Genomic DNA, 13,435 nt, shown 5'->3' with positions numbered 1-13,435 from the left:
GTATTTCAATTATTGATTCTTTTGCGCTTCCGCGCTTTGAGCACCTGTCACTTCCGCCGAGTCCTTGATCGCTGTACCGAAGTCGTTCAGAACCGTATAGGAAACGGTGGCAGGAGCTTTGATATCCAGCTTTCCATCTTGTGGACGGAGATCGACGTGCCCGAACGGCGGTGCCATATCGGGCAAAAGAGCGACTTTCCTGCCTGCCGTTTCTACCTCTGCCGTGCCGACGGAAATGTAGTAGGGCGATGGGTTGTCCAGACGAACGATGCTCTGACCTTTGTCATTTGCCTCGACATGCCACTTCAGCTGGGCCCGCCCCGCCGTTGGGTCATCGAGCAACGATACCGGCCGGTAGAACATCTTGATACGCGTTCGGAACGCGAGCTGAATCATGTTCCGGTCATCAGCGTCCTTGGGCTTCGGCGGAATTTCGAGAACGTTCAGCCAATAGACGGCCTCACGGTCCTTCGGCATGTCGCCGCCTGTGAACATGATGCGCAAAGCCTGCCCTCTGTGAGGCTCGACCCGAAATACCGCCGGCAGTAACGTGAACGGCACCTTGATTTCATTCGGGGCAGCTGCCGCATCGCCGTCGTCCAACCACGCCTGGACCAGGACCGGACGGCTGTCAACATTGTTCAAACGAACATTGACTTCACGGTTTTGCGCCGGATAAATAACTCGGGTACCGGTAATGGTGATAGCAGCTTGTGCAGCAAACGAGGTCACACTTAAGGCGACAGCTGCGGCGAACAACATTGGAAACTTCATTGAAGACACTCGCTCCTCCACGCGACAGATAAGCGGAATGCCACTTCGGGTTGCCTTCGAACTAGAAGAGCAACCCGATGCCATTCGGCTTAGATTCGCTTACTGGTATGCCAACGTGTAGCGAACAACAGCCGTCACGTTACCGGCCGTGGCTCTGTCTGTTGCATAGTACTGGCCGGCGTAGTACATCGTTGCCGTACCGTCGTTCCCAACAGCAACGAACTCGCCCGTGCTGCCCAGCGGAAGCACCTGCGCCGCGCCACTCGTGACATTGTGGTCAAGCAATTGCACTTCGACGTTCGCGGCCGGCGAGGTAGTTGCCTGGTTAATGGCATTACGCGTAACCGGGTCCATGTTCGTGGTCTCGAAATGCGCCGCGACATGGGTCAGCGTTGCCGGGCACTGCGACACCGAAATGTTGAACGGCGTGGACCCGCCCACTACGCCAGCCGCAGGCAGCGTCTGCGAAGACACCCGAGGCAGCGTGACCGTTTGGTCCTCGTCACCCGAGTTGATCACACAGGTGTCGTCATACAGTTCTCCATTGAACGTTACCTGACCTGTGCCCGGTACAGCTTGAGCGAAAACCATCGGCGCGACGGACAGGCCCATCAGCGCGATCATGAGTTGCGTTACTTGTTTTTTCATGAGATTCCTCTTTGTTGCCATTTCAGAACTACAAACCCTTGTGAAGCCGGGACGTCCAGCGATCGTCAAGGCAGAGGAATGATCTCATTGAAGAAGATCGGTGTTAATGGGCCAATACCCAAAATGAAAGACCAAATAGGTCAGTCGAGAAACGACGTGTCGATTCCTCGAACTGAACAGGTGACAGGACCACCATACGATAGGGAGAAGGCGCCACGAGAACGACAGAATCCGCCTGAGAATCGCGGCAATTGCTACGAGCAGGACCACTCGCGCACGATTGTGACGAGTTCTACGTCGTTTCTGGCACCGAGCTTCTTCATGCCAGCGTTCTTCTGATTGCTCACGGTCTTGGGACTGCGATTGAGCCGCTCGGCAATTGTTGCGATCGACATCCCGTCGCAGATCATTCGCACGACCGTCGATTCTTTTTCAGATAGCAAATTGAGAGAAGATCCGCCTTGCGCTGCGCGCCCCGTTGCGCGCAACATCTTGTCCGCAATGGAATCAGGCAGAAACACGCTTTTATTTTTGGCAACGCGAACGGCAGCGGTAAGGCTGACAAAGCCCTCGGGACCCTTGCCGACGAAGCCGGCCGCCCCCGCGTTGAGCGCAGCTGAAATGATGTGCGTGGAAGAATGCGTGCTCAGAAAAACGACTCGTATGGCTGGGGCGACACGCCGGATCCGGTCAAGAAGGTTGAGACCGTCGGCATACGGATCGCCTTCGAATTCGTAGTCGCACACAAGAACATCGACTGGCACTTCAACCAGCCGCTGGAGAAGCAGGCCAATACTTTCGCTTTTGAAGCAGACCTGGATGTCAGGACAACGCTGAAGAAGATGCTCGACGCCGAGGAGAATAAATGGATGATCGTCGGCGATACCCACTCTTATTTTGTTCACTCACACTCCATACCACGCAGGTGAATACCTTTTCCTTGCCGAAACACCCTGCATGATTTGTCACCAAAGTACCATGTCATTTCACGCCGTTACATGATGAGAAATGGCGCAGGGCATCTCGTCCCATCCACTCGCCGACTTCCCTGATCCTGTGTGTCGCCACGAGACGCTGCGTTTGCGTGGGCCTAGCCGCACGCCTCAGCAGCAAAATCGAGAGCCGCAACCTTCCTGCTTCTAATGAAGCGAACGGCGTCGGGAACGCCTATCATCTAAGCGCACCAGTCGGTGCAGTCCAAATAGCGCATATCAAAATTTCTTGATCGTTCCACAAAAGCATTTTGGCACCACGCAAATAGAAGTTTTCGAACCACTGTTTTCTAAAACGATGCAAAATAGGTAAGAAAGTTGGTGTGCTTTGGTAAAGACAAAGCAATTTTTGGGCATACAACCTAGCATGGATCAATCATGAAGATGGGATAGCGCAACGCACCCCAACTCATCGGCGAGGAATTAAAACATCTTCGCCTTGCGCAGAGGCGGATTGTACGATGTGCTAACAAGAAAAAAGTCAGCAGAGTCCTATATGCGTCATAGGTGCAAGAAGTGCTTTCAAGATCCAGCCCAGTCGGCCCGTCGCAATGCCCCATCGCCGCCGGCGTCACCGCCGTGTTTCTTCTAGCGGACCGCGCGACAGCAGGTCCGCGGTCGGCGCGCTGCCCGTCAACGTCACGACGCCGTTATCCGCGCGCACTGTAATGTTGCTGGCCCGTAGTCCCTGGCTTCGTGCGTTTCTGAATGCGCGGGGCGTACGTCCCGCACGAGTTGCCGGTTGGTAGCCTTGATCTCGCCCGCGGTTGGCGCCGAACTCGCCGCAGCTTGTGCCGCGGGACCCGATCCGCCCGCTTGCGGCTGCGCGTGCGCATTCAGGCAAGCGAACACGACCGCGCTCGCGCAAACCAGCTTCAGCCATTTCTGTGCGTTCATTTCGTTTTCCTGTTGTGTATGGCCGGATGACATCGACGGTGACTCCGGTCACTAATCGGTAATGCGCTCGTCGAATACGGTCAGCGCGGCGAGACTGACGAGACAGCACGCGCTCATGTACCAGGCCGGCGCATAGGCGCTGCCCGTCACGCCAATCAGCCACGTCACGACGAACGGCGCGAAACCGCCGAACAACGTCACGCCGACGCTATAGATGATCCCGAGCGATCGCCCGCGCAGTTCGCGCGGGAATCCTTCGAGCAGCAGCAGAAAGCCAGCCGGATTGCCGTGCACCCACAGGCCGATCCCCGATATGGACGTAGTCTGGCCGCCGGCCCGGCAGCACGCCGGGTCGGCGAAACGCGAATTGGCGAAGTTCAGGCTGTAAGGTATTGCTCGACGAGCGTGGCCCAGTAGGCGGCGCCGATCGGCAGTGCCTGATCGTTGAAGATGAAAAAGCTGGATTTCATTGAAACGTCGCGCACGGCGAGACTGCATCTGATGCAGCGCGGAGGCGCGATTCACACGCGCCCGGCCGACTATTTCATCCGCTGCATTCGCCAGGCCGCGATCATGTGAGCCGCGCGGCGCGCGAGCGGGAGCGGGAGCCTTAGGCCGCAAAATGATTGCGCACGAGATCGACGAACGCGACCAGCCCGGTAAGCAAAACTACAATGAACAGCCAGCGTTCGAGCAGCGCAAACACAGGCCGTTTCCCCTTGCGACGCTCGGCGATGTAAAACCACACGGTCGCCGCCGTATAAAGCACGGTCGACATCAACAGATAATGCAGGCCGCCCGCGTACACGAGAAAGAGCGCGTAGCCGCAGCCCAGCAGCGCGAGCATGAAATCGATGCGCCGTGACCACGGCTGCCCCGCATACGATTCGCCGCTCGCTGCGAGCTTCAACCCATAGCCGGCGACGAGCAGATACGGGATCAGGTTCATCGACGTCGTGAACTCCTTGGCCAGCGTGAACGCTTCTTTCGAAAACAGCGTCACGATCAGAAAGGCCTGAATCACGAGGCTCGTCATCCACAGTGCGGCGACCGGTACGTGGTTGCGGTTTTCTCGCCCGAGAAACGCGGGCATCGTGCGGCTCTTGCCCGCCGCGTGCAGAATTTCGGCGGCGAGCAACGTCCATGCAAGATAAGACCCGAGTACCGATATCAAGAGGCCGAGCTTGACCAAGACCGCGCCCCAGGCGCCGACCGCGGCGCTCAGCACGCCAGCCATCGACGGATTTTTCAGCGCGCCCAACTGCTCGAGCGGCAACACGCCATACGACAACAATGTGACCATGACCATCAACGCAAGCACGCAGAGAAAGCCGAGTACGGTCGCGACCCCGACGTCGCGCCGTTCGCGTGCATGCCGTGAATAGACACTCGCGCCTTCGACGCCGAGAAACACGAATACCGTGCCCAACATCGTCTTGCGCACCTCGCCGAACAGACCGGTCGCCGACGGCTCGGAAACGGTCCACAGGTTCGCGACGAACAACTGCCACTTGACACTCGATAGCACGAGCACCGCGAACAGTCCAAGCGCGAACAACTTGGCGGCCGTCATCGACGCATTCACTACCGACGAGCCCTTCACGCCGCGCAGTATCAGAAAGTGAAACACCCAGATCATCAGCGAGGAACTGACGATCGCGCTAAACGTATTGCCAGCGCCGAATGAAGGCGCGACGATCGCGAGCGCGGACTTGATCAGCACGAGATAGGCCACGTTGCCGAGACAGCTGGCGCACCAGTAGCCGAACGCCGACAGAAACCCCGTGTAGCGTCCAAACCCGACGCGCGCATACGTGTAGACGCCAGCGTCGAGTTCCGGCTTGCGCCATGCGAGCCGTTGAAAGATCAGCGCGAGTATCAGCATGCCGGAGCCGGTGATGGTCCAGCTGATCAACGAACCGACTACGCCGGTATATTTGCCGAGCGCCTGCGGCAGCGAAAAGACGCCCACCCCGACCATCGAGCCGATCACCATCGCCATCAGGCCCGGCGCTGAAAGTCTGACGCGCTTGTCCATTGCTGCGATCGCTCTCCCGCGAACACGTTCCGATCGAGCCGCGCTCGTGCGACTACGATGATCGACCGCTCAGATGACGATCGTGCCGGCCGCGAGGCCGATCAGCGCGCCAATCGCGCCGCAGGCCGCGACGGCAAAGATGACCCACTCGACTTTCGAAAACACCCGCTGGCCGCGCTCGCGTTTGGCCACCACATACAGCACCGTACCGGGCGCATAAAGCAGCGCCGACAGCATCAGGAACTTCAGGCCGCCCGCGAACAGCAGAAAGGCCGTATACAACGTCGCGAACATCGCGACGAAATACTCGGTGCGCAACGCGCCGCTCAAGGTGCCGCCATTCTGTCCACTATCGTCACGCGCGGCCTTGATGCCGTATGCGGCCACGAGAAAATAAGGAATCAGCGCCATCGAGCTCGTGAGATTGAGCATCAGCGCAAACGCATCGGTCGACCAGTACGTGCTGATTATGAAACACTGCACCACGGTACTCGTGAGCCAGATCGCGGCGACCGGCAGCTTGCGCTCGTTTTGTCGCGCGAAGATACGCGGCATCGTCTCGAGACGCGCGGCGGCGAACAGCACCTCGGCACAGATCAGCGACCATGCGAGGTACGCGCCGAGGATCGAAATGATCAGACCGGCGCTGACGAACACGACACCGAATGGGCCGAGCAGCGCGCCGAGTACCGCGGCCATCGACGGCTGGCGCATCACCGCGATATCGGCGCGCGGCAAGGTCGCGTAAGGCAGCAGCGTCACCAGCACCAGCAGACACAGCACGGCGACGAAGCCGGTGATCGTCGCGGCGCCGACGTCCGAGCGCTTTTTCGCATAGCGCGAGTACACGCTCGCACCTTCGATACCGACGAACACGAAGACGGTGACGAGCATCGTCGCGCGAACCTGCGAGAACAGGCCCTCGCCGATCTGATCGCTGCGTTCCCACAGATTCGCGCGAAACATGTCGGCGCGAAACAACGCGATCAGCATCACGATGAACAGCACGATTGGAATCAACTTCGCGACCGTGACGATCGTGTTGATCATCGTGGCCTGCTGGACGCCGCGCAGCATCACCAGATGAAACAGCCAGATGCCCACCGACGACACGATGATCGCGGTCGCCGTATTGCCGTTGCCGAAGGCCGGCACGAAAGCGCCAAGCGTCGATTTGATCAGCACCCAGTACGACACGTTGCCGAAGCAGCCGGCCATCCAGTAGCCGAATGCCGATAGAAAGCCCGCATAATCGCCGAAGCCCGCTCGCGCGTATGCGAACACCCCCGCATCGAGCTCGGGCCGGCGCTGCGCGAGCGCCTGAAAGACGCGCGCCAGCGCATACATGCCGATGCCCGCCACGCACCATGCAATAACCGCGCCGAACGGTCCGGTCGAGCGCGCGAAATTGCGCGGCAACGAGAAAATCCCTGCGCCCACCATTGAGCCGACGACCATCGCGGTCAATGCGGGCAACGACAGTTTCGTCTCGACCTGGCTTGCCATCGTCCACCCTTCAGAGAAGCTGATTTCTTCCAGACAGGGACTTACGCGGAGCAGGTACGCGTGCATTGCGCATCTCCTGTCAGTCCTCCCCGACTGAAGCCAACGGCCTTGCGAGTACCGGACCGCACTCCTCCTGGTCGTTCACTGTGCGGCCGGTGCCGGTGCGGTGGCGGGCGCGGGTTCCGTCGGCGCTCGTGTATTCGAGGCCACTGGCGGATTGGCCAACCAGCCGCCTCCCAACGCCCTGAACAGCGCGAACTGTGCCTGCAGTTCGCCGACCTCTTCCCTCGCCTGCGACGACTGGCTTTCGAGCAGCGCAACCCGCACCTGATCGATATCGACGCGGCCGGTATCGCCGAGTTCGTAGCGACGTCGCACCTGGCTCAACTGCGTGGTGCGACGCATGACTTCTTCATTGCGTGCCTTGAACAACTCGTCCTGCCGGTTCAAACGCGCCAACGCACGGTCGACGTCATAGAACGCGCCGAGCGCGGTCTTTTCGTAGTTCAACATGGCCTGCTGCGCCTGCGCATCCGACGACTCCACCTGCGAGCGCCGCGCGCCAAAGTCGATCAGCGGCAGCGCCATCGCCGCGCCGAATAGCCAGAACGTGCTGGGCCCGAGGCCTTGACCCGCGATCTCCCAACCATTGCGTGCAAGCAAACCGCTCAACGACATGGTCGGCCAGTAGTTGAGCCGCGCGACATCCGACTGCCTGAGCGCCGCATTCACGCGTGCCTGCGCCGCGATCAGATCCGGGCGCCGCATCAGCAGGTCGACCGGCTGGCCGGGCTCGATATGCGGCAGCGCGGTCATCAGCGTGTCGCTTTCATCGAGAATCCCGGCGAATTCCGCGGGCTGCACGCCGCATAGATTCTGCAAATTGAGTCGTGCCTGCGCGATGCCGTTCTCCACGTCCTGCAAACGCGCATCGACCTGCGCGCGGCCGGCGCGCGCTGCTTCGATGTCCGTACTCAGCACGAGACCCGCGTTGAAGCTCTTCTCGGCGATGTTGACGAAGTCGTCCGCGATCGCGCGGCTCTGCAGCAAAATCGTGCGCTGACGCAGCAGCCCGCGATAGGTGACGTACAGATCCGCGACACCCGACACCACGCTCAGGCGTACCGCCTCCGCGTCGCCCGCGGCTGCGCGCGCCTGTTCGCGTGCCGCCGAGAGCCTTGCGCGTCCCTGACCGAACAGGTCGATCTCCCATTGCGCCTGCAAGCCGACACGCCAGAACTGCGCATCGGTATTGTTGATGCCGAGGAATTCCGCGAATTCGAGCTGCGTCTCGCCGCCGTGGTACTTCGCAGCGCTCACGCCAGCACCGACCGACGGCAGCAGTTGCGAGCGAGCCAGCCGGATCCCGGCCTGCACCTGATCGACCCGTGCGTAAGCGGTCGCGATGTCGAAGTTGTGCGCAAGCGCGAGATCGATCAGTTTGTTCAGCGTCGGGTCCTTGTACTGGGTCCACCATGCCGCGAGCTGCTGCTCGGACATCGGTGTCGCCACGCCCGGTTGCGCCTCCGAATACTGCGGCGGAAACGCGGCGGGCTTTTGCAGCTGCAATGAACCCGTACAGCCGGCTTCGAGCAGCAGGGCCGCGATGGCGAGAAGATAAGGGCGCGCGCGGATCATTTTTCTTCCGGGTGTCGACCCGGCTCCCATTCCGCCTGCCTGATCGAGAACAGCATCGCATACAGCGCCGGCACGGCGACCAACGTCAGCACGGTGGCAAAAACAAGGCCCGCCATAATCGTGATCGCCATGTCCTTGAAGAAAGGATCCCACAACAACGGCGCCATGCCGAGCGCCGTGGTACCGCCCCCCAGTATCACCGGCCGCAGACGGTTCATCGCGCCGTGGGTCACCGCCTGCATGCGCGGCACGCCCGCGGCGATCTGCGAATCCATCTCTTCGACGAGCACCACGCCGTTCTTGATCAGCATGCCGATCAGACTCAATAGACCGAGCAACGCCATGAAGCCGAACGCGCCGCGAAATAGCAGCAGACCGAGCGTGACGCCGACGATCGACATCGGCACGACGAGCAGCACGACGAGCGCCGGCTTCAGGCGTCCGAACATCATCAGCACGAGCAGCGCCATGCCGATGAAGCCGAGCGGCAGTTGACGGAACAGGCTCTGCTGCGCGCGCGTCGACGATTCGTGCTCGCCGCCCCATTCGAAGCTATAGCCCGGTGGCAGCTTGATGTTCTCGATGCTGGAGCGTATGCGGTTGAACGCGTCGACACTGTTCTGCCCATAGATCGGGTTGGCCGAAACCGTCAGCGTGCGAATCCGGTTTTCGCGCGCAATCTGGCCTTCCTCGGTACCGACCGTGAAGCCGTTGACCACGTCGCCGAGCGGCACGTAACGGCGCAGCCCCGCGCTGAACACCTGCAGGTCCTGCAGACCCGCGACGCCACGCGTGTAGTCGGGCGAACGCAGCACGATCGGCAGTAGCTGATCGCCTTCGCGATAGATGCCCGCCCGCAGGCCTTCGGTTGCATAAGCCATCGTGTCGCTAACCTGACGGCGCGTCACACCGAGCGAGCGCGCCCGCGATTCGTCGAATTCCGGCCGCACGATGCTGATCGGGTTCTCCCAGTCGTCGCGAATCGCGATGATGCGGCCGTCGGCCTTCAGCACGTTCTGTGCTTCCTGAGACAAGCGACGCAGCACGATCGGGTCGGGTCCGGAGAAACGTGCCTGAATGGCCGCGCCACCGCCAGGGCCGAAGTTCGGCCGCGTGACCGTCCAATGCTGTTCGGGGAAGCGCTTCTTCAGATCCGCTTCGATCTCCGGAATCATGTCGTCGATCAGGCCCTGGTCCTTCACGCCGACGATGAACTGCGCGTACGACGGATCACGCCCCTCCGGATCGTAGACGAGGAAGAAACGCGTCGCGCCCGAGCCAATATACGTCTGCACGTTGGTGACGTCCGCATGCTTGAGCAGCACCTTCTCCACCTCGCGGCTCTTTTCGACGACCGCGCGAATATCGGCGCCGCGCGGCAAACGCATGTCGACATAGAAGATCGGCGTGGTCGACGCGGGGAAGAAGCTCCGCTCGACGAAACGGAACGCCCACCCGGCCAGCACGGTCAGCGCGACGAGGCCGATGACCACGAACACGCGCTGTCGGGTGACCCATGACAACAGCTCGCCGTAACGCTTGTACAGCTTCGACTTGAACGGGTCGTCATCGATGATGTCCGCGGGCTTGAAAAGATACGTGCCGAACAGCGGTGTCAGGGCGATGGCGATCACCCAGCTGAATAGCAGCGAAATCGCAGCGACGGCGAACAACGATGCACAGAATTCGCCGACCGCATCCGGCGACAGGCCGATGCCCGAGAAAGCCAGAATCCCCACAATGGTCGACGCGAGCAGAAGCCATTGGCTTTGTTTGAGAATCTCGGTCGCCGCCTCGAGATGCGACTTGCCTCGTTGAACCTTCACGAGCATCCCCTCGACCACCACGATGCTGTTGTCGGTCAGCATGCCCATCACGATGATCAGCGCGCCGAGTGAGATACGCTGCAGCTCGATGCCTGCCGCGTACATGACCAGCAGCGTGCCGAGGATCGACAGGAACAGCTCGACGCCCAGCACGATGCCCGCGCGCCAGCCGAGCGCAATGCCCAGCGCGACACCGACGATCGCCACGGACAGGAACACGTCGAAGATAAAGCCGCGCACGCTCTCGTCGACGACCTGCGGCTGATCGTAAAGCGAGTGCAGCTTGATGCCGATCGGGCGGTTACGCTCGAGTTCGGCGAGCCTCGCCTTGATCTCCTCGCCGACCCTCACCACATTGACGCGCGGCCGCGCGCTGATACCGATCGTAACCGCCGGCTGGCCGTTATAGTGAATGACCTGGTTCGGAATCGTCGCGTAGCCGTGGCTTACGCGCGCGATGTCGCCGAGCAGCAGCGGGCCGGGCGTAATGTTGACAGGCAGCGAACGAATGGCCTGCAGCGAATCGAGCGAGCCGGTCGGCGCAATCCGCAACGACAGGTCGCCGACACGTTCGCGGCCCGCGGGCCGAACCTCGTTCTGCACGAACAGCGTCTGCGCAAGATCGTCGGTGGACAGGTTGTTGGCGATCAGTTGCGACTGGTCGACGTCGACCGAGATCTGCTCCTGCTGCTCACCGGCGATCACGATGTCGGACACGTCGCCTAGTGTCAGCAGTTGGCGGCGCAGTTCGCGCGCGTACTCATACAGTTGCGCCTGCGTGTAGCCCTCGCCGGTCAGCGCGTAGAACATCCCGTAGACGTCGCCGAAACGGTCGACCACGAGTGACGGTCCCGCGCCCGGCGGAAGCCGGGGCTGTGCATCCGATACCGACTTGCGCACCTCGTCCCACACCTGCGGCAATTGCGCCGACGTGTACTGGTCGCGAATCTCGACGCGGACTTCAGAGTAGCCCGGTGTCGAACGCGAGGTCAGCTTGTCGACCTGCGGCATCTGCTGGATCGCGCTTTCGAGCCGGTCCGTCACTTCCTGCTCGACCTCGTGCGCACTCGCGCCCGGATACAGCGTCACGACGACCGCGGTCTTGATCGTGAACTTCGGGTCTTCGAGCCGCCCGATGTTGTAGTACGCGAAGATGCCGCCCAACAGCGAGATGAGCGTCAGAACCCACGCGATCAGCGGCTTTTCGATAAGGGGGCGCGCGAGATTCATTGAGGCGCATCCATTGGACGGACCGCCATTCCCTCTTTCATGAACTGCGAGCCGCCGGCCACCACGCGGTCGCCCGCCGCGACCGCCCCCGCGACGACCACATCGTCGTTGCGAATTTCGCGCACGCTGACCGGCACCGCATGCACACGGCCGGACGCGGCGTCGTAGCGCCACAGACTGCGCTGACCGTCCGCGCCGATCGACACCGCGGCGATCGGAATCGCGAAGTACCCTTTGTTGTCGTTTTGCGCGACCTGACGCGCCGTTTCGGAAATCTGTACGCGCATCGCCATGCCGGGGAACAGCATCGCGCTTTGCGGTCCTTCGATCGAGAACACGAGCCGGTAGGCCGCCGAAGTCGGCGAGGTCTGCGTGGTCCGTTCGCGGAACACGAGCGGGAAGCGGTTCTGCGGCCGCTCGGGCAGCCACGCCTCGGCTCTCAGCGTCTTGTCGACGAACAGCCGTTCGGCAATGCTCTGAGGCAGATCGACGCCGACATCGACACGGCCGATGTTTTCCAGATTGAACGCGGGCGCCCCAGCCTGCACGAGCTGCTGGATCTCGATGTTGCGGCGAGCGATCCGGCCGTCGAATGGCGCGACGAGCTGGGTATTGCGCAGGTCGCGGCTCGCCAGCTCGCGTGACGCGCGTGCGGCGTCCGTGGCAGCCGAGAGCTGCTCATAAGCAGCCTGAGACAGAATGCCGTCCTTGCGCAGCACCGCCTGGCGCTTCAGATTGTCGCTCAGCTGCTGATACTGCGCGTTCGCGCGTTGCAGTTGCAGCTTGTAGGGTTCCTCGTCGATCCGCGCGATCAGTTGCCCGCGTTTCACCGACGCGCCTTCGAGCACCGCGATCTGCACGACGCGGCCCGATACTTCGAACGCGAGCGGCGAGATGCTGGTCTGCTCGACCCGCCCGGTAAAAATGCGAATGGCGGAAGCGTCGGCCGGTTCGACCCTGGTGAGCTGCACGGCTGGCCTCGTATCGCCACTCTGTGTTTCGGTCTGCCTTTGGCAGCCCGACAGTGAAGCGACAAGCGCGCAGGTCAACGCGCACGACACTGCGCCGGTCAGTGCGATTCCGCCTGATCGGCGGGGCCGCGGTGCATCGGAGCGGTTTGCATTCATGACGTTCTCGGCTGACTGCTGGCGCAACCCATGTCGTAAGCCCGGCGGCAACGTAGCTCACGGGCCGGCGAATACGAGACCCTACAGGTTGCTCAGCAATTCATAGGGGCCCATAACAGTGGACCGATGGGTGCATCCGCTTCGACTTCCGCCGCCAGGTCAGACTCGAGGAACAGCGGCATCCCTTCTGTGGGACCGGCAACGTCGTTCGAACCAGTGTATCGGCGACAATGGTGTTGTGGCCGTCCAGACTACAGCCGCAACCCATGTGTCGTCATTCCGGCTCCGTTCATCAGGCATCCTGTCGAACTGCCAAACTGCTTCGCCATGCCGAAGCAAGACTGAGGAAATTGACGAATCCGCCCTGTATGGAATGCACGACGATTCCGCAAAACCTGAAGACGAATGAATATGCGGGCGGATTGCAGCGTTGAATCAGATCCCTTCGATTGAACGTTGCTGCAAATTATTAAAGTTCCCAAACAATTCGTTGTCAAGAGCCTCACAGGCGCAGCACGATCGTATCGATTGCTTACCTTAAGCGGTATATCAAAGCCGTCATAGGCGTTCATGACTTCGCGCAGTTCACTGGTGGTTTGCCCGTGTCATGCGTGCGTCATTGCCCCCTTTCAGTTCGTCACAGGCATCATGGCCGAACAGTGCGCAAGCCGTCAATCGATTCGCGACTTGCTACGGTCATACCGACTCGTTCTATGGTTGCTTCGGCTTCTGTTGATGAAACATAAGCATGGCTATTCT

General features: G+C 61.0%; 10 protein-coding genes. All 10 read right to left on the bottom strand.

What is annotated here, in order from left to right; all coding sequences use genetic code 11:
* Positions 1–9: 9 nt before the first annotated feature.
* The 10 genes from F6X40_RS03920 to F6X40_RS03875 all read right to left on the bottom strand — a co-directional run bounded on the left by F6X40_RS03920 (position 10) and on the right by F6X40_RS03875 (position 12,520).
* A complete protein-coding gene (locus F6X40_RS03920) occupies positions 10–774 on the bottom strand; it encodes a fimbria/pilus periplasmic chaperone (protein ID WP_260330353.1) in 765 nt (254 codons plus the stop codon).
* Between the two features lie 99 nt (positions 775–873).
* Positions 874–1,422: a fimbrial protein gene (locus F6X40_RS03915; protein ID WP_184068186.1), complete on the bottom strand. Its 549-nt coding sequence runs from the start codon at positions 1,420–1,422 to the stop codon at positions 874–876.
* A gap of 254 nt (positions 1,423–1,676) precedes the next feature.
* Positions 1,677–2,327, bottom strand: a complete 651-nt coding sequence (locus tag F6X40_RS03910) for a response regulator transcription factor (RefSeq protein ID WP_184023628.1) — start codon at positions 2,325–2,327, stop codon at positions 1,677–1,679.
* Between the two features lie 726 nt (positions 2,328–3,053).
* On the bottom strand, positions 3,054–3,311 hold the full coding sequence (locus F6X40_RS03905; RefSeq protein ID WP_184068189.1) for a hypothetical protein: 258 nt from the start codon (positions 3,309–3,311) through the stop codon (positions 3,054–3,056).
* Positions 3,312–3,362: 51 nt separating this feature from the next.
* Positions 3,363–3,605: a hypothetical protein gene (locus F6X40_RS03900; RefSeq protein WP_187626893.1), complete on the bottom strand. Its 243-nt coding sequence runs from the start codon at positions 3,603–3,605 to the stop codon at positions 3,363–3,365.
* A 316-nt stretch (positions 3,606–3,921) separates the two neighbouring features.
* Positions 3,922–5,349 carry a basic amino acid/polyamine antiporter gene (locus F6X40_RS03895; RefSeq protein WP_187626892.1) on the bottom strand — a complete coding sequence of 476 codons (1,428 nt, stop codon included), beginning with the start codon at positions 5,347–5,349 and terminating at the stop codon, positions 3,922–3,924.
* A 69-nt stretch (positions 5,350–5,418) separates the two neighbouring features.
* Positions 5,419–6,855 (bottom strand): basic amino acid/polyamine antiporter, encoded by a 1,437-nt coding sequence (locus F6X40_RS03890; RefSeq protein ID WP_187626978.1) that lies wholly within the window; start codon positions 6,853–6,855, stop codon positions 5,419–5,421.
* 141 nt (positions 6,856–6,996) lie between these two features.
* A complete protein-coding gene (locus tag F6X40_RS03885) occupies positions 6,997–8,493 on the bottom strand; it encodes an efflux transporter outer membrane subunit (protein WP_187626891.1) in 1,497 nt (498 codons plus the stop codon).
* Entirely contained in the window at positions 8,490–11,549 is a 3,060-nt protein-coding gene (locus tag F6X40_RS03880; protein WP_187626890.1) for an efflux RND transporter permease subunit, read from the bottom strand. The genes F6X40_RS03885 and F6X40_RS03880 overlap by 4 nt, the downstream gene beginning before the upstream one ends.
* Positions 11,546–12,520 carry an efflux RND transporter periplasmic adaptor subunit gene (locus F6X40_RS03875; RefSeq protein WP_187626889.1) on the bottom strand — a complete coding sequence of 325 codons (975 nt, stop codon included), beginning with the start codon at positions 12,518–12,520 and terminating at the stop codon, positions 11,546–11,548. Before F6X40_RS03875 ends, F6X40_RS03880 begins: the two co-directional genes overlap by 4 nt.
* Between the last annotated feature and the right edge of the window lie 915 nt (positions 12,521–13,435).

The sequence above is a fragment of the Paraburkholderia sp. UCT31 genome (assembly GCF_014397655.1).
GTDB lineage: Bacteria > Pseudomonadota > Gammaproteobacteria > Burkholderiales > Burkholderiaceae > Paraburkholderia > Paraburkholderia tuberum.
This window is presented reverse-complemented; position numbering and strand designations above follow the sequence as displayed.